The organism is Pseudomonas sp. Pse35, from assembly GCF_024519715.1.
GTDB classification, from domain to species: Bacteria; Pseudomonadota; Gammaproteobacteria; order Pseudomonadales; family Pseudomonadaceae; genus Aquipseudomonas; species Aquipseudomonas paracarnis.
Genome location: NZ_JALJRP010000041.1, coordinates 1 through 20,668 on the forward strand (window position 1 = coordinate 1; position 20,668 = coordinate 20,668).

Here is a 20,668-nt window from a genome sequence, read left to right on the forward strand (position 1 = left end):
TCCAACTGTGTTGACTGCCAGGCCGCCTTCGCGAGCAAGCCCGCTCCCACAGGTTTGACCGCATTCCTTTACACTGTCCCCCATTCATCCCCGGGGGCTTCATGGACATCGAACTGGCACGCACCTTCCTCGAAATCACCCGCTGCGGCAGCCTGGCCGCGGCGGCCGAGAAACTGCACGTCACCCAGACCGCCATCACCGCTCGTGTCAAAAACCTCGAGAACCAGCTCGGCTGCACGCTGTTCGTGCGCAATCGTGCCGGTGCGCGGCTGACCGCCGACGGCGAGGCGTTCGTGGTGTACGCCAACCAGTTGCTGCAAACCTGGGAAGCCGCCCGCCGTGACCTGCCATTGCCGGACGGCTATCGCAATGTGCTGCATATCGGCGGGGAGGTCAGCCTGTGCAACCCGTTGATGCTCGGCTGGGCCAAGGCGCTGCGCGAGCAGATACCGGGGCACGCGCTGCGCACCGAAGTGCGTGAAGGCGAGTACCTGCTGCGCCAACTGGAGTTGGGTGTGCTCGACGCCGCCTTGGTGTTCCAGCCGCAATACTGGCCGGGCTTGCAGGTGGAGCAGGTGCTGGAAGAAAAACTGATCCTGGTGCAATTGGCGAGCAAACCCTCGCCTTACGTGTATATCGACTGGGGCCAGGGTTTTCGCCAGCAACACGACGCCGCCCTGCCCGACCGTGCGCGTGCCGCGCTGAGTTTCAACCTGGGGCCGCTGGCGTTGCAGTACATCCTGGAGAATGGCGGTGCTGGTTACTTCCGCACGCGGGTGGTGCAGAGCTACCTGGACAGCGGCGTCATGCAGCGCGTGGCCAAGGCGCCGGAATTCAGCTTTCCGACCTACCTTGTGTATTCGCGGGCGCGGGATTCGGCGGTGTTGCAGCAAGCCCTGGAACTGCTACGCGCGGTGGTGAAGGCCGAAGGCGACTGGTCGCAACGCTGGGACCCGCTGATTTGAATCACTCTACATCTGCGCACATGCTAGCCTGCTGGTGTTTCCTCTCGCAGCCTTACCGATGAACAAGAAAAAGTCCGTCACCATCAGCGACATTGCCAAACGGGTCGGCATGACCACCATTACGGTATCCCGGGCCTTGAGCAAACCCGACCTGGTCAAACCCGCCACCCTGGCGCGCATTCTTGAAGTGGCACGCGAGCTCGACTACGTGCCCAACGCCTTCGCCCGTGGGCTCAAGCGCAGTGAAAGCCTGATCATCGGGGTCATCACCGCATCGGTAGACAACCCGTTCTACAGCGAGATGATCAAGGCGATTTCCCGCGAGGCGAAAAAGCACGGCTACACCATCATGCTGGTGGACACCGATGAGCTGGAAGAACTCGAAAGCAAGGCAGTCGATACCCTGCTGGGCTATCGCGTGGCGGGGATCATCCTGTCGCCGGTCTCCGACGAGCCAAGCTACCAGCCCGACTACCTCGAACGCCTGGGCAACGGCAAGACTCCGGTGGTGCTGCTCGATCGCACGATCCACGACAGCCCGTTCAGCCGCGTGGTGCTCGACAACTACCACAGCGGCCTGCAAGCCGCGCACTACCTGTTACGCCAAACCCCAAACCTCAAGCGCCTGCTGGTGCTGACCGGCCCCGAGCACTCGCGTATCAGCGTGGAGCGCCTCAAAGGCCTGCGGGAAGTGCTGGCCGAACATCCCGACATCCAGGTCGAGGTGCAGGCGGGCGACTACACGCTGATGCCGGCTTACCTGCATACCCTCGATTACCTGGCCGCGCACTCGGCACCGGACGCGATCATGGGTTTCAACCAGTTGATCACCCTGGGCGCCCTGCGCGCGTTGCGCATGCATAACATCGCCCATGACAGCCTGACCATCTGCGGAATCGACCGCCTGCCCTTCGCCGATATCTTTGGCGTGCCGATTGCCTGCGTGGCCCACGACGCGTCCCTGGCCGGCAGCAGTGCGGTGCGCCTGCTGCTTGATCGCCTGCAAGACCCGCACAAGCCACGGGACAAAGTGGTCATCGCCGGGCAGTTGGAAAACGGCTAGCGGCTGGTATAGCCGCCGTCCACCGGCAGGCTCACGCCACTGATCATGCTCGCTGCGTCGCTAAGCAAAAACAGCACCGGCAGCGCCACTTCCGCCGGTTGCGCAAAACGCCCCAAAGGAATCGCTGCCAGCGCCGGGTCGCGCTTGGCCGGGTCGGACCAGGCCATGGCCGCCATCGGCGTCAAGGTCACGGTGGGGTTGACGCTGTTGACGCGTATGCCAAAACGGCCCCACTCGGCGCATTGCACGCGGGTGATCGCATCCAGTGCAGCCTTGGAGGCGCAGTAGCTCAGGTGATCATCCAGCGCCACCAACGACGCCTGGCTGGAGACGTTGACGATGCTGCCGGCCATGTTCGCCTCGATCATCTTTGCCGCGACCCGGCTGGCCACTTGCGCAGCGGCGCGGGCGTTGACGCTCATCACCTGGTCGAAGGCGCCGGCGCTGATGGCCGCGGCAGGCTCCAGGCGTGAGATACCGGCGCAGTTGACCAGGCCGTGCAGAGGCGGCAAATCTTGCAGGGTTTTGTCGAGGGCGATGCTGTCAGCGATATCCACGCACAAGGTGCGGCACCCCAATGCCGCCAACGCCTGGGCATCGCGACCGAGAGCGAAGACTTCGGCGCCGCTGGCGATCAGTTGCTGGGCAATTTCGCGACCGATGCCGCTGCTGGCACCGGTGACGAGGATGCGCTGGTACGAAAAGTCGAAGGTGGTAGACATAAATAAAGATCTCAAAACCAATGAAGACCCACTGTGGGAGCTGGCTTGCCTGCGATAGCGGAGTGTCAGTCTCCTTATCGGGTGCTGATACACCGCTATCGCAGGCAAGCCAGCTCCCACAGTTTTGGACAGTGTTGAATCAGGTGGCTTGCAGGTTGTGCATGACCGGTTTCAGGGCTGGGTACAACTTCAGGTACTCGGCAAACGCCCGGTCATAGGTCATGACATTCTCCCGCTTGGGCTGCGCCCGCAATTGCAACTGCACCCAACCCGTGTCCATCTGCCCATCACTCACCAACCCCATCGTATGCGCCGCCAACAACGCCGCGCCCAGGGCTGCTTCTACCTCCTGCACGATCGTGTACACCGGGTAGCGTGTGACGTCGGCGATGATCTGCATCCACAGGTCCGAATGGCTCGCCCCGCCCACCACAATCAAGCGCGGGTCCAGGGAATGCGCGCCCTGGCTGCCCGCTTCGATATTGTGGCGCAGGGCAAAACTCACGCCCTCCAGCACCGCGCGGTACAGGTGAAAGCGGCTGTGGTAGAGGTTGAGCCCGACAAAACTGCCGCTGGCGCGGTCATCCCACACCGGGCTGCGCTCGCCCATCAAGTAAGGCAAAAACACCACGCCTTCGCTGCCTGCCGGAATCTTCATCGCGCTCTGCTCCAGCAGCGCCAGGCTGTCTTGCCCCGTGGCCTGGGCCTGCTGTTCTTCGGCCTGGCAGAACTGCTCGCGAAACCAGCTGACCGAGGCCCCGGCGGTGATCGCACCGCCGAAGATGTACAGGTCGCGGTGGCCGTTGTAGACATGGGGCATGCTCACCAAACCGTGGCGCGCATCCACCTGCTGGTTCAGGTAGCCCCAGCACATGCTGGTGCCGATCATCGCCACATGATTGCCTGGCTGAGTGACACCCGCCGCCAGGGTCGCCATGGCCGCGTCCACGCCCCCAGCGAGGGTCGGCGTGCCCGCCTGCAAGCCCAGGCGTGCGGCCCAGTCTGCAAGCAAACCACCCACCACCTCGCCGGAATACAGCAACCGCTCGGGCATCATCGACTGCGCGATACCCAACGCCTCCAGCATCTCGCCTGACCAGTTGCGCGCCGCCACGTCGTAGACACCGCCGATATTCCCGGCGCTGCTGTGGTCCACCGCCAACTCGCCGGTCAGGCACCAATTGATGTAGCTGTTGGGCGGCAACAGGTAACGGGTATTCGCCCACACCTGAGGCTGGTGCTGCTTGAGCCAGAGCATCTTGGTGAAGCCGTAGTAGCTGTCCACCGAATTGCCGGTGATGGCGAACAAGCGCTCCAGGTCCACATGCTCACGCACCCAGGCCACCTGCTCGCCGGCGCGGCGGTCCATCCAGATCAGGCACGGGTGCAGCGGCGTCATCTGCGCATCCACGGCAATGCCCGAACCACCGTACAAACTGCTGATGCACAGCGCCTTGACCTGCGGCGCCGGTACCCCGGCCTTGGCCATGCACTGGGCCACGCACGTTTCGACAGCATCCAGCCACACCTGCGGCCACTGCTCGGCCCAGCGCACTTTCGGGGTGTCCACCCGATAGCCTTGGCTATGCTGGGCGATGATCGTGCCTTGGGCATCCACCAGCAGCGCCTTGGTGCTCTGGGTGCCAATGTCTACACCGATGACGTAGTCCATCTCAGAGCACCGGCGTCAACAGCACCTTGATCGACTTGGTCGAATTGGCCAGTTCAAACGCCTCGGCCCAGTCGTCCAGCGGGAAATCATGGGTGACAATGCCTTGGGAGGTGACCAGGCCACGCTCGAACAGGTCGATGGCGATCGGGTAGCAATACGGGCCCAGGTGCGCGCCGCGCACGTCGAGCTCCTTGCGGTCGCCGATGATCGACCAGTCCACGCTGGTCTCGGCGCCAAACACGCTGAACTCGACAAAGCGCCCGAGCTTGCGGATCAGGTCCAGGCCCTGGGTGACGCCGGCCGGTACGCCGGTGGTTTCGATATAGACGTCGCAGCCGTAGTTGTCCGTCAGCCCGTTGATGATCTCGCGAGCGTTGTCACGGGCGGGGTTGATCACCACATCGGCGCCGAATTTTTTCGCCAGCTCCAGGCGTTCATCGACCATGTCGATCACCACCAGCTTCTTCGGGGTCTTCAGCGCGGCGACCTGGACCATGCACAGGCCCAGGGTGCCCGCGCCGGCAATCACCACCACGTCGTCGAGCTGGATATCGCCACGGTTGACGGTATGGATCGAGCAGGCCATCGGCTCCACCAGCGCCGAGTCTTCCAGGGACACCGACTCAGGGATCTTGTGCACGATGGCGGTCTTGGGAATGCGCATGTATTGGGCCATGCCGCCTTCGGCCACTTCGCGCTGGAAGCCGAAGATGTTGTGCACTTCGCACATCCAGTATTTGCCTGATTTGCAGAAGCGGCACTTGCCACACGGCACGATCTGTTCGGCGATGACCTTGTCACCGACCTTGACCTCAAAGTGCTCCTCAGCGCCCTCGCCGGCTTCGACCACGTAGCCGAAAAATTCGTGGCCCGGTACTACTGGCGCCTTGACCCAGGGGTTGTCGCCGCCCCAGAACATCGCCGCGCCCGAGTGGCACTTGCAGTCACTGGCACAGATGCCGCAGGCGGCGATACGGATCACCAGCTCATTGGCACGCGCCTGGGGTTTGCCGATGCGCTCCAGGCGGTAGTCTTTCGGGCCGTGGCAGACGACGGCTTGCATGTGAGTGTGCTTGTCCATGTGTTCGGTCCTGTGTAGTGAGGTATTAACGATGGCGCTGACGGCTGATGAAAATCGCCAGCAAGATGATCCCGCCCTTGATCACGCTCTGGACGTAGGGCGACACGCCAAGCATGTTCAAACCGTTGTTCAACACGCCCAGCAGCATGGCGCCGAGCAAGGTGCCGATGATCACTCCGCGGCCGCCGGCAATCGACGCACCACCCAGTACCACGGCGGCAATCGCATCCAGCTCGAACGACACGCCGGCATTCGGCTGGCCGCTCATCAAGCGCGAGGTGAGCACCAGCCCGGCAATCGCGGCGGTGAAGCCGCTGATGCCGTACACCAGCAGCTTGAAACGCGCCGCTCGCACCCCTGACAAGCGCACCGCTTCTTCATTGCCGCCGATGGCGTAGATGTAGCGGCCGATGCGGGTGTGTTGCAGCAGCACATAGGCCGCCAGGTAGGTGATCAGCATGATCAGGATCGGCACCTGCAGGCCAAACACACTGGCGCGACCGAAGAACGCGAACCACTCTGGCAAGCCGGAAATCGGGTAGCCGTCGGTGTACATCAGCCCGAACCCGCGGGCGATGCCCATGGTCGCCAGGGTGACGATGATCGGCGGCATATGCAGGTACGCCACGAACAGCCCGTTGCCGATGCCGAAGGTCACGCCCACCAGCAGCCCGGCGCCAATCGCCAGGCCCGGCGGCAACCCGGCGACCATCAGCCCGGCGGTCAAGGTGCCGGACAACGCCATCACCGGCCCCACCGACAAGTCGATGCCACCGGTGAGAATCACGCAGGTCATGCCCACTGCGATGATCGCGTTGATCGACACCTGGCGGGCGATGTTGGAGAGGTTGCTGGCGGTGAGGAAGGTGTCACTGGCGAGGATCATCACCAGGGTCACCACCACCAGCCCGACAAAGGGATAAAACGCCGGCGAACGCAGCAGCCGCGCCAGGTTCAGGCGCAAGCGGCCGGTGCCGGCGGTGTTAATGGACGTATTCACTTGAGCCCCCTGTTGCATGGCGCATGACCTCTTGAGGATTGACGGCGGACGCTTCCAGTACCTTGACGATGGCGCCCTTGTGGAACACGGCGACGCGGTCGCACATGCCGATGACTTCGGGCAGCTCGGAAGAAATCATGATGATCGCGTAGCCCTGTTCGGTGAGGCTGCGCATCAACGCGTAGATCTGCGCCTTGGCACCCACGTCGATGCCGCGTGTGGGTTCGTCGAACACCAGCACGTCGCAGTGGTGGTTGATCCAGCGGGCGATCACGACTTTTTGCTGGTTGCCGCCGCTGAGGTTCACCACAAGGCTTTCGCCACTGGGTGCCTTGATCGACAGCTGGCGCATCAGCGCTTCGACGCTGGCGCACTCGCGGGCCTTGTCGATCAGGCCCGAGGCGTGCTGATACTTGGGCAAATTGTTCAGCGAGATATTTTCGCGAATGCTGAAGGCGGTGATCAGCCCTTCGCTCTTGCGGCTTTCGGGGAGCAGGCCGATGCCGCAGGCCAGGGCTTGGGCCGGGTCATCGAGGCTGACTTTTTCTCCGCGCAGCCACACGTCTTTGCTCACCGTGGGCAGCGCGCCCATCATGCCCAGGGCCAGTTCGGTGCGGCCCGAGCCCACCAGGCCGGCGAAGCCCAGGATCTCGCCTTTATGCAAATTGAAACGGTTGTGGGGACCGTTGCGCACCAGTTGGATATCCTTGACCTCCAGCAGCAAGGGGCCGCGTTCGCTGCTGGGTTTGGGCGGGAAACTGCATTCCAGTCGGCGGCCGACCATCATCTCGACCAAGTGATCGATATCGCTGTCGGCCACTTCGGTAACGCCTGCATTGCTGCCGTCGCGCAGGACGCTGATGCGGTCGCAGACCTGGAAAATCTCTTCCAGGTGGTGCGAGATAAAAATCACCGCCACGCCCTGGCGCTTGAGTTCGCGCATGATCTCGAACAGCAACTCGGCTTCACTGGGGGTCAGCGTCGCGGTCGGCTCATCGAGCACCAGCAGGCGCGCATCCAGGGCCAGGGCCTTGGCGATTTCGACAAACTGCTGCTCGGCCACGCTCAGGTGCTTGACGGCGCAGTGCAGATCGATGCTGACCCCGAGGCGCTGGAACAACGCCTGCGCAGCCTCGGCCATTTCGCGTTTGCGCAACAGGCCGAAGCGGTTGCTCAGCTCATGGCCGAGGAAGATATTTTCTACCGCCGTGAGGTAGGGAATCAGGCTGAACTCCTGGAACACAATGCCAATCCCGGCGGCAATCGCATCCCGATAGGTCGCAAATTGTCGGGCCTGCCCGTCGATAAGGATCTGCCCTTCGTCCTGGTGCTCGACCCCGCCCAGAATCTTCATCAGGGTGGATTTGCCCGCGCCATTTTCCCCGAGCAAGGCGTGGATTTCGCCGCGCTCCACTTGCAGGTTGATGGCCTTGAGGGCCTGCACCCCAGGGTAACGCTTACAGATGTTTTCCAGCTTCAGAAGACTGCTCATACCGCCGACCTCGCACTCAGAAGGAAGACCTGGGCCCCACGAACTACGCGGGGCCTGGGGGGTTTACCAGCTGAAGTCCTTGGCCTTGGCCTGGTCGATCAGGGTGATGTCCACCGGCACGCTGGCCGGTACTTGGGCGCCCCACTTCTTGGCCAGGGCGATGCCCAGTGCTAGGCGGATCTGGTCGCGGGGGTATTGGGCCGAGGTGGCGATGAAATGGCTGCCGGGTTTCTGGATCGCCTTGATCGCTTCCGGCGCACCGTCGACGCTGACCAGCTTCACGTCCATACCGCTGGCTTCGATGGCCGACAGCGCGCCGAGAGAGCCATTGTCATTCACGCTGAAAATGCCCTTGAGGGTAGGCTGGGCCTGCAACATGTTTTCGGTGACGGTGAGGGCCTGATCGCGTTCCTGTTTGCCGTTCTGGATGCTGACGATCTTGATGTCCGGGTGCTTGGCCACCGCCTCTTTGCAGCCGCGCACACGTTCGAGGATCGGCACCACGGCGATGCCGTCAAGGATAGCGATATTGCCTTTGTCACCGATGGTTTTAGCCAGGTACTCACAGGCCTGGAAACCGGCGTCGAAGTTCTTCGAGCCCACGAATGAATCCAACGGGCCATCTGCCTGGGCATCCACCGCCACCACTACGACACCGGCAGCATGGGCCGACTTGACAGCCGATTGCACACCGACGGAATCAGTGGGGTTGATCAGCAGGATGTCGATGCCCTTTTGCAGCATGTCTTCGACATCACTGACCTGCTTGGACACGTCGTGGCGGGCGTCGGTGATGATCAACTTGGCACCGATGGTCGCGCCGGCTTCTTCCAGGGCGTTTTTCATGGTGACGAAATAGGGGTTGTTGATTTCCTGGAACGAGGCGCCGATGCGGATGGGCTTGGCAGCGTCGGCAAACGCGGGGGTCGCGCTGCCCAGGGTGATGCTGGCAGCCAGTAAACACAGGGTTTTCGGGAGCATTTTCATGGCGTGGGTCTCTGTTTTGTTTTTATTTTTAGAGCAAATGTTATCGTTAACATTTTGCCAGAAACTAACAAGTAATTCAGACCTGTGCAAGCCTCCACTGGTCGGTCTCGGGCAAAAACGTGGGAGCTGGCTTGCTCTCCGGTTGTAGGAGCGAGCTTGCTCGCGAAAAACTCACAGGCGCCGCGTTTATTCAGAAGCCCGCGTTATCGTTGACATTTTTCGCGAGCAAGCTCGCTCCTACAGGAGGGATGAGGTGGTCAGTAAAAACTCGCACATCCGCTTACGCCAACTAAGCTCAGCCTCAAATAAAAACACAGCGAGCAGCCGGCCATGCCCCACCCGACCGAGACTTTCCGCGACCGTTACCGCGCAAGCGTCAACCCGCGTTACAACCCCTGGCTGCACGCCGCATTCGTGCTTGGCTACGGCATCGCCTGCATCACGCTGGCCTGGTCCTCCACCGCCGATATCACCGCCCTGCAGTGGCTGACCGTGCCCCTGACCCTGCTGTTCTTCAACCTGTGCATCTACCTCGTGCACCGCCACCTGGGCCATCACAAACATGCATTCGCCCGGCTGTTCTACGCACGCCACACCGGCGATCATCACAGCTTCTTCACCCCCGGCCACATGACCTACGACAGCCCTCGGGACTGGCGCGTCATCCTGTTTCCAGCCTGGCTGATCATGCTGCACAGCCTGGCCATCACCCTTCCCGCCTGGTGGCTGCTCAGCCAACTGAGCCCCAACGTTGCCGGGTTGTTTGCAGGCTGCATGATCCTTGGCTACCTGCTCTACGAAGTGTTCCATGCCTGCGAACACCTGCCTGCCGAACACCCGGTGGCACGCCTGCCATGGATTCGCCAGATGCACCGCCTGCATGCCCTGCATCACCGTCGTGAGCTGATGCAGGGGCGTAACTTCAATATCGTGCTGCCGTTGATGGACTATTTGTTTGGCACTTTGTATTGGGAGCCGCGTTCTCACGATAGCCAGAAATGATCAGGAAAAAGCCACAAAAAAGGGGCAGCCTCTAGAGGCCGCCCCTTCTGCTTCACATCACGCTGTCAGTGGATGATGTCCTGAGTGCAGATATGCCCCAGGCTGACGTATTGCACGTTCTCACCGCCAACGCCCACACCAGGGAACTCAGCCAGCTCAATACGCCAGCCACCCTCGTTGTAGGTGGTACGCCACTTGTAAGGCACACCAGTGCTGCTGTCGTTGATCACCGTTGTGTAGTCACCGAAGCACGTACCGATATTAGCCGTGGCCTCTGATACACCCGCGCTGTTGGTAGTCGCTTTGTAGTCAACCCAACGGTAGTTCAAGTCGACGAAGTGGTTATCGACGCGCAATACCGGCGTGACCCCCAGCAACGGCGCACCGGTGGAGTCCGACCATTGGGTCGACCAGTTCAACAGCCGAGCGGTTTGCGTGGCCAGCCACACTTCCGTCACCCGCACGATGTTGTCACCTTTGACACTGCTGGTGTTCAAGCGCGGTGTGGAACCCAGGCTCAGTTGGTAATACTTGCTCGGGTCCTGCGCCACAGCCGGGTTGGCCCGTACACGCACCTTCACCGTGGTGCCCGGCGCGACGCTCGGGTAGGTCGAGGTAGAACCGGCCGGCACGGTGACCCAGTTGGCGCCATCAAAGCGGTCGAAGATCCACTGGTTTCGGCTGCCGTTCTCGTCGCCCGCCAGGTACATGCTCACGCTTTGGCCACGTACCGCCGTGAAGTCGAAGTAATCGACATCGTTGGCGCTGTCGAGATTGCCGCTGACCTTGTTCATCGAATCGGGCAATACGAACGCGGTTTGCGCGCTGTCGTTGGGCTCGAACGCGTCGATGTTGCTGTCCACCGCCACGCCGAAACTGAACTGCGCGTTATCGGCGACCTTGGCCACCATGTACCAGTAGTAGTCGCCGGCCGGCAGCACGCCGTTGAGGTATTCATCGGCATTGCCTGCAGCATCCGACGAACCGACCACACTCAGGTTGCCCTGGCCGTCATCCTGAAACAGGGTCAGCGACATATCCGCGCCTGCGCTCTGGTTGACCAGTTGCACCTGCACCCGCGCGTTCTGCGGCAGGTTGAAGTGGTAGGCAAACTCGTTACCGGCTTGCACCGCATCGACGGTGTAAAGCGTGTTGATATCCAGGGTTGGAAACAGCGGTTCAAACGCCGCGATAGCCGCACCTTTCAACGCGCCTTGCGCCGGCTTTTTCAACTCACTCACCACGCTGTCGAACGGCTCGGACTTGAGGGATCGGGTCACGGCCTTGGACTGACCAGACTTGGCCACCAGCAGTTTTTTCTTGAGTTCGGTCGAAACCTTCGAGGCGTCCAGCTTGCCGCCGGACTTGAGCGCTTTGTTCACGGCCTGCTTGACCGCTTCGGCACTGAGTTTCGCAGGCGCTTGATCAGCCAGGGCAAAGGCCGAAACGAAGCAGGAGGCCATCATGGCCGCGCCTAGCATAAAGGCTTTTTTCGATTTCATTTTTTATCCATCCATAGTTAAAAAATTGAAGCTCAGGTAACCGGTGACATCCGGTCACCTGGGATGGACTGTAGGATAAGACTGTATGCATGTACAGTATTTTTTTGAAAAGCCTGTACGAGTATTACCCGTCGGACCGTAGGGCAAAACTACCCTGCTATACCCCCTAATACCCCGTCATCTCCAAATACCCCACCCCACCCTCAAACCGCACCGGCCCTTCCCAGTACGGAATACCCAAGTCCATCCACGCCTTCGGGTTGACGGCCTCGGTGGTGATGTCCAGCTGTTTGCCGGGAATTTTCAGCGACCAGCGTGTGGGAATGTTGCGCCCGTCGATGGCCGTGGTGGTCAGCGGTGTGAGTTGGATATCGCTGTTGTGCAAGGTCTCGGTGTGGCCCTGGGCGTCGATCCAGGTGCCGGTGAGGTAACCGTCGCTGTCTTTCTGCCGCACGCGAAACAGCATCAGCTGCGCGCCGCGGTCCAGATGCAGGGAGAACCAGTCCCAGCCGGTCTGGCTGGCGGCAAGGGGTTGGCTGCTCCATTCGCGGTCGAGCCAGGCTGGGCCGCTGACCTGGTAGGTGTGGCCATCGAGGCTGACGCTGCCGCTGGCGGTGAAAAACGGCTGGCTGTAGTAGTACGACGCCTGGCCCTGGTCGGATTTGCGGCTGTAGCCATGGTCGCCTTGCAGCACCAGCGGGCGGCTGGAAGTCAGGTGCAGGTCGTACGCAAATTGCGCGCCACTGGCCTTGAGTTGCATGTCAGCCAGGGGGCTGGCGGCGCCGGGGCGGGTGGCGAAGTTCCAGTCGTCGATCCAGGCGTTGAACGGCTCTGCCTGAGCCCCCGCCTGGCCGACGCCACCCCGGGCCAGGCGTTCGGCGGCGTAGTGGCGGGTGGCGGAGGTGACGGCGGCGTGGCCGAGCCACACGGTTGAATCGCGCCAGCCCGGTTGGACGGGGCCGGCCTTCAATGCGTTGCGAAACAGCGTCCATTGCACGCCGAAGACATTGCCCTGGGCATCCTTGAGGTTGGCCGTGACGTACCACCATTCGATACGAAAGCCGTCGTGGGGCCCGTGGTCCTCGGGAAAACTGAAGACTTTGCCGGGCACCACTTGGGCAAAGTCCGCCGCATCGCTGCCCAGCCCGGCGAAACTGTCCTCGGGTGCGGGCGCCTGGTCGCAGCCGCTCAGCAGTAACCAGGCGATGCACGCCAATGCCTTAATCTTCATGGGCGAACGTCCTCAACAAATCCGCCGGACGGCTGCGGTACAACTGCCATAAGGGCCAGGCCGACGCGAGCAAGGTGGCAAGCATCGCCAGCCCCAGCAATTGCGCAAGCTGCCCGGGGAATACCTGCAGCGGCAGGCGCCAGCCGAAGGCCTGCACGTTGATCACCGCATCCAGGCACCACGCCAGCAACAGCCCCAGCGGCAACGCCAGGATCAACGTGAGTACCGCCAGCAGCCAGGTCTGGCCGAGGTTGAGCAGCATCAATTGTCGGCGAGTCACGCCCAGCGCCCACAACGGCGCGAGTTGGCCGAGTCGGCTTTGGCTCTGGGTCAGCAGGCTGATGAACAACGCCACGCCGGCGACGCCAAGGGTCAGGCTGTTCAACGCGGCAGTGGCAGCGAAGGTGCGTTCGAAGACCTGGCTGGACCACCCCTTGAGTTGCTGTTGGTCGACGATGCGGCTGTCTTCCAGGGCGAACTCACGCTGCACTTCACGGATCAGCGACGGCACGTCGGCAGGCGCTACCCGCAGGTTGAAGCGTGCCGGTGAGAGCGTCGGCCAATGCGCCAACAGGTGCCGGGCATTGACCAGCAGATGGCCCTTGGGGTTGCCGTAGTCGGCGTAGATGCCGACGATCTTCGGCGCCCAGGTGCCCTGCGGGGTGGGGATGGAAACCGTGTCGCCCAGTTGCACCTTCAGGCGTCGCGCCAGTTGTTCGCTGAGCATCAGGCTGTCGTCTTGCAGCAAGCGGTCCCAGGGCGCGTCCACTGCCTCCAGCAACGGCCAGTGTTGACGATAAGTGGGGTTGTCGACCACGCCGAACACCTCGGCGGGCCAGCCTTGCAGTTGCACCGCCACCTGCCAGGCGGGCAATACGGCCTGCACCAGGGGCTGACGGGTCAACCACGTCTTCAGTTGCTCGGCCTGCTGCGGATTTTGCGGGTTGAGGTACAGCTCGGCGGTGAGGCGTTGCTCCAGCCAATGGGTGAAGGTCTGGCGAAAGCCCGAGGTCATGGAGCCGGCGCCGATATTCGCCGCCAGGGCCAACAGCAACGCCATCAGCGCCAGGCTCAAGGCCGGCAGTTGCTGGCGGCAATCGGCCAGGAACCACTGGCCCAGTACCGAGCGACTACGCCCCAGCACGGCTTTCAATAACCCGTTGAGCAGCACCGGTAATGCCAACGCCGCGCCCAACAGCAAGGCCGCCATCAGCACAAACCCGGCGGCCAGGCTATCGCCCAGCCACAGCGCCAATAACGCGATCGCCAGGGCCGCGGACGCCACCCACCCCTGGCGCCGCAGCCAGCGCCCATGGGCTTGATGCCAGGCTTGGGCGTTGGCCAGCGCCAGTAACGGCAAACGCGCTGCGCGCCACAGGCTGCTGGCTCCGGCGAGCAACGCGCCGAGCAGGCTCACGCCCAGGCCGGCCAGCCACCACCAGGGGCTCAAGTTCAATTGGCCGGCGACTTCGGCGCCGTACAGGCCGCGCAAACTGGCGGCGACATCCGGCAGCAACAGGCTGGCCAGCAGGTAGCCGCTGGCGATACCGAGCACACCGCTCAACACCGCCAAAGCGCCCAATTCGACGCCCAGGCTCAGGATCAGCATGCGTGCGCTGACTCCACAAGCGCGCAAGGTTCGCAGCAGGCCACGGCGCTGTTCCAGGGCCAGGCCGATGGCCGCATGCACGATAAACAGCCCCACCACAAAGGATAAAAAACCCACCGCATCCAGGTTCAGGTGAAAGCTTTCGGTGAGGCGTGACAGGTTGCTGTCCTCGCCCTGCTTGAGTTGCAACGCGGCGGGTGGCGTGGGGTGGTGGGCGGCGAAGGTGTTGTCCAACAGTAGGCGCGACAGGCGCCCAGGCATGTTAAGCAGGGGTTGGGCAAAGCCGATATCGGTCAGCAGCAGGCCGGGCGCCATATCGGCCTGTACCTGCAACGGTGGCAGGCGTTGCCCGGTGGACGTCAGCGGCTGCTCGCCCGCCTGCAACCCCAGCGCCTCTAACGTTTGCGCAGCGACCCAGGTACGCCCCGGCGGCTCGAAAAACGCCAGCATCTGCGCCTGGCTCAAGCGTTGCCCCGCCACGCTGCCGCTGCCGGGTAACGACACCGGGTCGATGCCCATCAGTTGCAGACGCTGCTGCTCACGCCCCTGGAGCACCACCCGCCCCTGCACCACCGGGGATACCGGCCAGCCGGCGCGGCGCAGCTCGGCAAACAGTGCCTGGGGGAAACTGGCGGCGTCCGGCGCAACCAGGCTGGCTTGGGGTTCGCCACCGATCAATTGGCTGGCACGTGCGTAGCTGTCCCGCGCCTGGCTGTTGAGGGCCTGCACGCCGGTCAGTAGCGCGGTGGCCAGCCACAGGCCGGTGAGCACGCTGAAAAATTGCACCGGATGACGCCGCCAGTGGCTCAGCAACGCGCGCAGCGTCCAGTAAAACAGCGCCATCTCAGCGAGCGTCCATCGGCACGACACGCCCACGGTGCAGCACCACTTGCCGGTCAAGCCGTGCGGCCAGGCGCGGGCTGTGGGTGACCATCAGCAGGCTGGTGGGGCTGTCCCGCAGCAGGTCCAACAGCAGTTGCAGCACTTCATCGCTGGTGGCTTCGTCGAGGTTGCCGGTGGGTTCGTCAGCCAGCAACAAACCCGGCCGCGAGGCCAGCGCCCGCCCGACGGCAACCCGTTGCTGCTGGCCACCGGAGAGTTGCTCGGGGTAACGCCGGAGCAAGTCGCCCAGCCCCAGACGCTCCACCAATTGCGCTTGCCAGTGCGGGTCGAAACGCCCCGCCAGCCGCGCCTGGAACGCCAGGTTGTCTTCCACGCGCAAGCTGCCGATCAGGTTGAACTGCTGGAAGACCAGGCCGATTTGCGTGCGGCGCCAATGGGCCAGTTGCCCTTCGTTGAGTTGGTCAAGGCGTTGCTCGCCGATGCGGATGCTGCCAGCGTCCACTCGGTCCAACCCAGCCACCAGGTGCAGCAAGGTGCTTTTGCCACTGCCCGATTCGCCCATCAGCGCCAGGCTGCTGCGTTCACCCAGGTGCAGGTCGACGCCAGCCAGAACGGTCAGCGGGCCTTGCGGGGTCGCGTAGTTTTTAACAACACCTTGCACCTGCAACATAAGAACGCTCATCTGAAGGACCAGCAATGAGAATAACGGCTGACGCTCGTGCCCACGCAAATTTTTCACATGGATTTCACCGTCTGCCCATCCACCGAACTTTAAAGTGCCCGCCAACTCGTGGTGACTCACAACTTATTAGTTAATCCAAGTGACACTCTTAACATGCAAGTGTTCAGCAAAAAGACAGCGGTGCTGTGACAGTCTCCTGCCTCACCAAGGGCAACTGCCCAATCGTGCAGCCTTTTTATAAACACAACAAACAGTGCCGAGGATGAACCGCGTGGCAGACATGATCCTGGCCAATCCCCAACCCAAAAGGTCAAGGTTAAAACGCCTGAGAAAATACCGCCTGCACCTGCTTGGCATCAGCGTTACCGCCTTGTTGTTGACGGGCTTTTTATTCTGGCCCAGCTCGCCCCTGGACCTGGGCGTGGGCAATCGCCTGGTGACCTCCGGGGTGCTCGCCAGTTGGCGTGAGGGTGAGCTGGTGGTGCTGGTGCGCCATGAGGAGCGCTGCGACCGCTCGGCCAACCCCTGCTTCGGCCCTGCCGATGGCCTGACCATCAACGGCACTGAACGCGCCGTTGAACTGGGCAAAGCCTTTGATTCATTGGGCATGGCTCTGACCGACGTGCTCAGCAGCCCCACCACGCGAACCGCCCAGACGTCACTGTTCATGTTCGGCAAGACCGAGCTGTCCCCCGGCCCGCTGGCCATCTGCGGCGACGCCATGGGCGGTGAAATCCTCGGCCACAAACAGCCGGGACGCAACCTGATGCTGATCACCCACAGCGCCTGCATGAGCGACTTCCAGACCAGCCTCGGCTTCCCTCACGCAGCCGCTGCAGAGTACGGCAGCGCACTGTTCGTCAAGGTGCTGCCCAACGGCACCTTCAAGGCCATGGGCACCATGAACAGCGAAGAGTGGACCGCCGCACTTAAACAACTTTAATTACACTTGTTTACATATTAAGCCTTGAGACGTTCAGCAAAACGACAGCCCCACTCTGGCATGTTTAGCCGCGCCTGTTAGTTATGCTCTCCAACAACAACTTAGTGACCCTTACGATGCTTCGCCCTATTAAGTTAATACCGCCATTGCCCGTACTTGAACGTTATGGAGCGATGTGCGCATGCCCCGCATAAACCCTGTGTCCTGGCTATTGCTGGGCGTTGCCGTGTTCTTCCTGTTGCCCCTGGGCTTTCACGGTTTATGGACGCCGGACGAAACCCGCTACGCCCAGGTCAGCCAGGAAATGCTGATGAGCGGTAACTGGGTGGCGCCGCACTTCATGGGCGTGCGTTATTTCGAGAAGCCCGCCGCCGGCTATTGGCTGATCGCCCTTGGCCAGGCGGTGTTCGGTGAAAACCTGTTCGGCGTGCGTATCGCCTCAGTGCTGAGCACGGGCTTGAGTGTGGTGCTGGCCTACCTGCTCGCCCGTCGCGTGTGGAACGAGCCGCGCAAGAGCTTTGCCTGCGCCCTGCTCTACCTGAGTTTTGGCCTGGTGGCCGGGCAAGCCGGGTATGCCAACCTCGACCCGCAATTCACCCTGTGGGTGAACCTGAGCCTAGTGGCGTTGTGGTTTGCCCTGGACTGCCGCTCGCCATGGGAACGCCTGGGTGCCTGGGCGGTGTTGGGCGTGGCCTGCGCCATGGGGTTCATGACCAAAGGGTTCCTGGCCTGGCTGTTGCCGGTGTTGATCGCCGTGCCCTATCTGGTCTGGCAGCGGCGCGTCGGTGAGTTGATGCGCTACGGGCCGCTGGCGGTGCTGGTTGCCGTGCTGGTGTGCCTGCCATGGGCCCTGGCGATCCACCTGCGCGAACCGGATTACTGGCATTTCTTTTTCTGGCATGAGCATATCCGCCGCTTTGCCGCCGACAACGCACAGCATGCTCGGCCGCTGTGGTTCTTCCTGCCAATCATGGTGGTGGCATGCCTGCCGTGGGCTGCCTTGCTACCCGGCACCCTGCTAAAAACCTGGCAGGAAAAGCGCCAGCCGGCGATTGCCTTTCTCGCCCTGTGGCTGCTGCTGCCCCTGGGCTTTTTCAGCCTGAGCAAAGGCAAATTGCCGACCTACATCATGCCGTGCCTGTTGCCCCTGGCCTTGTTAATGGGCCACGGTCTGATCGACCTGATCAAGCAAGGCAAGGCGCGCACGCTAGTCATCAACGGCGCGCTCAATTTCGTGCTTGGCATGACGGCCATGGTGGTGCTGATCTACCTGCAAATCACCCGCCCGCTGTACAGCAATAGCCATGCGGAGATGTTCAACCTGTCCCTGACGTTTATCGTGCTGCTGGGCTGGATCCTCGCCAACCTGTTGCAAGCGGTGCGCCCGCTGACGTTGTGGGCGATGCCTGCCCTGGGCATTGGTTTGCTGGTGGCATTGCTACCGGCGGGCATGCCGGCCCTGATCGAAGATAACGAAATGCCCGACCAGTTCGTGCTGGAACATCTGGACGAACTGCAACCTACCCGTGCTTTGCTGAGCAATGACCTGGGCCTGGCATCGGCCTTGACCTGGCGCCTGCGCCGGCCCGATGTGGCGTTTTATAACACCCAGGGCGAGCTGCGCTATGGCTTGAACTACCAAGACGCGGCACAGCGCAAGGTCACGCCGGACAGTGTCCAGGCCTGGTTGGCCGAGGCCCGCCAACACGGGTCGGTCGGCGTGCTGATGCAGGTCAAGAGCACCAGCGAACACCGTGAAGAAGGGCAGTTGCCGCCCGGCGGCAAACGCTATCGCAAGGGCAACCTGGTACTGACGATTTACTCCCAACAACCTTGAATGCAGCGCCTGCCACGGGGAACATCCCATGAGTTTCTGGAAAACCGAACGCGGCGCTCTGGTGTTACTGCTGGGTACCTCGGCCTTGCTGCTCTTGCTGGGCCTGGGCAGCCGCGACCTGTGGGGGCCGGAAACGCGCTGGGCGAATATCGCCTTGCAGATGCTGCAAAGCGGTGACTATTTCGACCCATACCTCAAAGGCACGCCGTATTACGACAAACCCCTGCCCTCCTACTGGCTGATCACCGGGTTTGCCCACCTGCTGGGCGGCCTCGGCCCGTGGTCGCTGCGCCTGTCATCGGTGATTGCCGCGTGGTTGAGCATCTGGCTGGTGTACCTGATCGGTGAACGCCTGTTTCGCAAAGGCACCGGGCTGATTGCCGGGTGGATGCTCGCCACCACCTTCTACTTCCTGTTCTGGGCCCGCGTGGCCACCGCCGATGTCCTCACCGTGTGCGGCGTGCTGGCAGCGGTGTGGTGGTATTGGCGTGGGCCGGATGACACGCGGCTGGGGCGCTACACGGTGTTTTTCCTGTTGCTGGCCGCCACCTCACTGTTCAAGGGCTTGATCGGTGTGGTGCTGCCGGGCCTGGTGCTGTTGCCACACTTGCTGAGCGAACACCGCTACAAACGCCACCTCAACCTGCGCTTGGTGCTGGCCCTGCTCATCGCAGGCATCGTGTACGCGATTCCCTTTGTACTGTCCCACCGCTACGGCGCCCCCACTTACGGCGAGAGCGGCCTGGAGCTGGTGTTCCGCGAAAACGTGGTGCGCTTCTTCGACCCCTTCGACCATATGGGGCCGATCTACACCTACCTGATCTACTTGCCGGTCTACACCCTGCCCTGGGCACCCTGCTGGTTACTTGGCCTGTGGCTGGCCGTGCGCAACTGGCGCAAGGCGCCGCCCAACGTACGCTGGCTGGTGTGGGGCCTGGGCCTGTTGTTTGTATTCTTCACCGCCAGCGGCAGCCGCCGCAGCTACTACGTGTTGCCGCTGGTGCCCTTCGCCCAACTGCTCGCCGCCTGGTGGCTGAGTGAACGCCTGCACAAAAAACCTTCGAGCTGGCCGCGCTGGCAAACAGGCATTGGCCTCAGCGCAGGCCTGCTCTTGCTGGTGCTGGGCGTGATCTACCCCTGGACCAACGGCAACGGCGGCGTCACCCGCTTCGCCGCCGACCTGCAAGCCCAGGCAGAAAAAAGCGCACCCTGGAACCAATGGCAACTGGTGCTGGTGGAGGTCGACAACAAACTGCCCATGTACCTGCAAAACCACGGCAAACCTTTCTACTACGTCAGCGAAAGCCAGGACTTCCCGCGCCAGGGCGACAGCGCCGCATTCATGGCCTGGCTGGAGAAAACCAACGGCCAGGGGTTTGATCCGCAACGCACGATAATCGTCGCGCAGTATTCCAAGGACGAGCCCGCGCCGTTGGCGTTCCTGGGGGTGGATCGTCAAGTGGTGACGACGCAACCGGATAATGGGGAGCGGTTGTTCAAGGCGCGTGAGGGAGGGAGTGTGGCGTTTGTTCCGGGGATACGCTGAGGTACTGTTGCTTGCTGGCCTTTTTTCATGGCGAAGAACCTGGCCGTGTGGCACTTGTTGGAGATAGCCAAGACTACGGTAGATCGCTCTCTGTAGGAGCGAGCTTGCTCGCGAAAAACTCACAGGCGCCGCGTTTATTCAGAAAGCCCGCGTTATCGTTGAGGTGTTTCGCGAGCAAGCTCGCTCCTACAGTGGTTTTGATGCAAATACCTTGGTAGTTCAGGCGCACCGAGTCGATGCCATCGCAGGCAAGCCAGCTCTCACATGGGTTGGCAGGGCATCAGTTGATTCAATGTCGGCTGTCAGGCCGTCACGGGAGCAAGCTCCCTCGCCACAGTGACCGGGTCAGTCTCAACTGACAAGCGTCAGGCTTGCACCGCCAGCTTGCTCGACAGCGCTTCGGCCACGGCGCTCGATTGTGGCGAGTTGTTGGATAGCCCAGGGCGGGCGAAGATGCTGGCCGTGTGGCATTTGTAGGCGATTGCCAAGAC

17 protein-coding genes are annotated in these 20,668 nt (G+C 62.2%); 6 read left to right on the forward strand and 11 right to left on the reverse strand.

Annotation, left to right across the window (positions count from 1 at the left end):
- Nucleotides 1-101 precede the first annotated feature (101 nt).
- Nucleotides 102-965 (forward strand): LysR family transcriptional regulator, encoded by an 864-nt coding sequence (locus OC445_RS24165; protein ID WP_198790578.1) that lies wholly within the window; start codon nucleotides 102-104, stop codon nucleotides 963-965.
- 58 nt (nucleotides 966-1,023) lie between these two features.
- Entirely contained in the window at nucleotides 1,024-2,028 is a 1,005-nt protein-coding gene (locus OC445_RS24170) for a LacI family DNA-binding transcriptional regulator (protein WP_054897430.1), read from the forward strand.
- On the opposite strand, the gene OC445_RS24175 is transcribed toward OC445_RS24170, so the two are convergent.
- The 6 genes from OC445_RS24175 to OC445_RS24200 form a co-directional block, all read right to left on the reverse strand.
- On the reverse strand, nucleotides 2,025-2,750 hold the full coding sequence (locus tag OC445_RS24175; protein WP_198790579.1) for an SDR family oxidoreductase: 726 nt from the start codon (nucleotides 2,748-2,750) through the stop codon (nucleotides 2,025-2,027). The two genes, OC445_RS24170 and OC445_RS24175, sit on opposite strands and share 4 nt — an antisense overlap.
- Before the next feature lie 139 nt (nucleotides 2,751-2,889).
- Nucleotides 2,890-4,422, reverse strand: coding sequence for an FGGY-family carbohydrate kinase (locus OC445_RS24180; protein ID WP_262020391.1), 1,533 nt, complete (start codon nucleotides 4,420-4,422; stop codon nucleotides 2,890-2,892).
- Nucleotide 4,423: 1 nt separating this feature from the next.
- Nucleotides 4,424-5,503: an alcohol dehydrogenase catalytic domain-containing protein gene (locus tag OC445_RS24185; protein WP_198790580.1), complete on the reverse strand. Its 1,080-nt coding sequence runs from the start codon at nucleotides 5,501-5,503 to the stop codon at nucleotides 4,424-4,426.
- Nucleotides 5,504-5,528: 25 nt separating this feature from the next.
- Entirely contained in the window at nucleotides 5,529-6,521 is a 993-nt protein-coding gene (locus tag OC445_RS24190) for an ABC transporter permease (protein WP_072446176.1), read from the reverse strand.
- Nucleotides 6,487-7,995, reverse strand: coding sequence for a sugar ABC transporter ATP-binding protein (locus OC445_RS24195; protein WP_197883080.1), 1,509 nt, complete (start codon nucleotides 7,993-7,995; stop codon nucleotides 6,487-6,489). Before OC445_RS24195 ends, OC445_RS24190 begins: the two co-directional genes overlap by 35 nt.
- A gap of 63 nt (nucleotides 7,996-8,058) precedes the next feature.
- Nucleotides 8,059-8,982, reverse strand: coding sequence for a substrate-binding domain-containing protein (locus OC445_RS24200; RefSeq protein WP_014719049.1), 924 nt, complete (start codon nucleotides 8,980-8,982; stop codon nucleotides 8,059-8,061).
- Between the two features lie 330 nt (nucleotides 8,983-9,312).
- Here OC445_RS24200 and OC445_RS24205 point away from each other — a divergent pair, with 330 nt between their 5' ends.
- A complete protein-coding gene (locus tag OC445_RS24205; RefSeq protein WP_054897426.1) occupies nucleotides 9,313-9,984 on the forward strand; it encodes a sterol desaturase family protein in 672 nt (223 codons plus the stop codon).
- Between the two features lie 65 nt (nucleotides 9,985-10,049).
- On the opposite strand, the gene OC445_RS24210 is transcribed toward OC445_RS24205, so the two are convergent.
- From OC445_RS24210 to OC445_RS24225, 4 genes are all read right to left on the reverse strand, one after another.
- On the reverse strand, nucleotides 10,050-11,486 hold the full coding sequence (locus OC445_RS24210; protein WP_054897425.1) for a hypothetical protein: 1,437 nt from the start codon (nucleotides 11,484-11,486) through the stop codon (nucleotides 10,050-10,052).
- Nucleotides 11,487-11,652: 166 nt separating this feature from the next.
- A complete protein-coding gene (locus OC445_RS24215; RefSeq protein WP_198790581.1) occupies nucleotides 11,653-12,717 on the reverse strand; it encodes a lipocalin-like domain-containing protein in 1,065 nt (354 codons plus the stop codon).
- Complete coding sequence (locus OC445_RS24220) at nucleotides 12,707-15,169, reverse strand: ABC transporter permease (protein ID WP_054897423.1); 2,463 nt, start codon at nucleotides 15,167-15,169, stop codon at nucleotides 12,707-12,709. The genes OC445_RS24215 and OC445_RS24220 overlap by 11 nt, the downstream gene beginning before the upstream one ends.
- A 1-nt stretch (nucleotide 15,170) precedes the next feature.
- Nucleotides 15,171-15,839, reverse strand: coding sequence for an ABC transporter ATP-binding protein (locus OC445_RS24225; protein ID WP_020301318.1), 669 nt, complete (start codon nucleotides 15,837-15,839; stop codon nucleotides 15,171-15,173).
- Nucleotides 15,840-16,113: 274 nt separating this feature from the next.
- Here OC445_RS24225 and OC445_RS24230 point away from each other — a divergent pair, with 274 nt between their 5' ends.
- The 3 genes from OC445_RS24230 (at nucleotide 16,114) to OC445_RS24240 (ending at nucleotide 20,177) form a co-directional block, all read left to right on the forward strand.
- Nucleotides 16,114-16,794: a histidine phosphatase family protein gene (locus OC445_RS24230; RefSeq protein WP_034128177.1), complete on the forward strand. Its 681-nt coding sequence runs from the start codon at nucleotides 16,114-16,116 to the stop codon at nucleotides 16,792-16,794.
- Between the two features lie 181 nt (nucleotides 16,795-16,975).
- Nucleotides 16,976-18,631 carry a lipid IV(A) 4-amino-4-deoxy-L-arabinosyltransferase gene (gene arnT, locus OC445_RS24235; RefSeq protein WP_198790582.1) on the forward strand — a complete coding sequence of 552 codons (1,656 nt, stop codon included), beginning with the start codon at nucleotides 16,976-16,978 and terminating at the stop codon, nucleotides 18,629-18,631.
- Nucleotides 18,632-18,659: 28 nt separating this feature from the next.
- Nucleotides 18,660-20,177 (forward strand): ArnT family glycosyltransferase, encoded by a 1,518-nt coding sequence (locus OC445_RS24240; RefSeq protein ID WP_262020392.1) that lies wholly within the window; start codon nucleotides 18,660-18,662, stop codon nucleotides 20,175-20,177.
- 365 nt (nucleotides 20,178-20,542) lie between these two features.
- Here OC445_RS24240 and OC445_RS24245 read toward each other — a convergent pair whose 3' ends face one another.
- Complete coding sequence (locus OC445_RS24245) at nucleotides 20,543-20,665, reverse strand: hypothetical protein (RefSeq protein WP_254914268.1); 123 nt, start codon at nucleotides 20,663-20,665, stop codon at nucleotides 20,543-20,545.
- Between the last annotated feature and the right edge of the window lie 3 nt (nucleotides 20,666-20,668).

Excerpts from the sequence above, each read along its gene's own strand:
- OC445_RS24165 (WP_198790578.1), top strand. The coding sequence starts at position 102 with ATGGACATCGAACTGGCACGCACCTTCCTCGAAATCACCCGCTGCGGC.
- OC445_RS24170 (WP_054897430.1), top strand. The coding sequence starts at position 1,024 with ATGAACAAGAAAAAGTCCGTCACCATCAGCGACATTGCCAAACGGGTC.
- OC445_RS24175 (WP_198790579.1), bottom strand. The coding sequence starts at position 2,750 with ATGTCTACCACCTTCGACTTTTCGTACCAGCGCATCCTCGTCACCGGT.
- OC445_RS24180 (WP_262020391.1), bottom strand. The coding sequence starts at position 4,422 with ATGGACTACGTCATCGGTGTAGACATTGGCACCCAGAGCACCAAGGCG.
- OC445_RS24185 (WP_198790580.1), bottom strand. The coding sequence starts at position 5,503 with ATGGACAAGCACACTCACATGCAAGCCGTCGTCTGCCACGGCCCGAAA.
- OC445_RS24190 (WP_072446176.1), bottom strand. The coding sequence starts at position 6,521 with ATGCAACAGGGGGCTCAAGTGAATACGTCCATTAACACCGCCGGCACC.
- OC445_RS24195 (WP_197883080.1), bottom strand. The coding sequence starts at position 7,995 with ATGAGCAGTCTTCTGAAGCTGGAAAACATCTGTAAGCGTTACCCTGGG.
- OC445_RS24200 (WP_014719049.1), bottom strand. The coding sequence starts at position 8,982 with ATGAAAATGCTCCCGAAAACCCTGTGTTTACTGGCTGCCAGCATCACC.
- OC445_RS24205 (WP_054897426.1), top strand. The coding sequence starts at position 9,313 with ATGCCCCACCCGACCGAGACTTTCCGCGACCGTTACCGCGCAAGCGTC.
- OC445_RS24210 (WP_054897425.1), bottom strand. The coding sequence starts at position 11,486 with ATGAAATCGAAAAAAGCCTTTATGCTAGGCGCGGCCATGATGGCCTCC.
- OC445_RS24215 (WP_198790581.1), bottom strand. The coding sequence starts at position 12,717 with ATGAAGATTAAGGCATTGGCGTGCATCGCCTGGTTACTGCTGAGCGGC.
- OC445_RS24220 (WP_054897423.1), bottom strand. The coding sequence starts at position 15,169 with ATGGCGCTGTTTTACTGGACGCTGCGCGCGTTGCTGAGCCACTGGCGG.
- OC445_RS24225 (WP_020301318.1), bottom strand. The coding sequence starts at position 15,839 with ATGTTGCAGGTGCAAGGTGTTGTTAAAAACTACGCGACCCCGCAAGGC.
- OC445_RS24230 (WP_034128177.1), top strand. The coding sequence starts at position 16,114 with ATGAACCGCGTGGCAGACATGATCCTGGCCAATCCCCAACCCAAAAGG.
- arnT (WP_198790582.1), top strand. The coding sequence starts at position 16,976 with ATGCCCCGCATAAACCCTGTGTCCTGGCTATTGCTGGGCGTTGCCGTG.
- OC445_RS24240 (WP_262020392.1), top strand. The coding sequence starts at position 18,660 with ATGAGTTTCTGGAAAACCGAACGCGGCGCTCTGGTGTTACTGCTGGGT.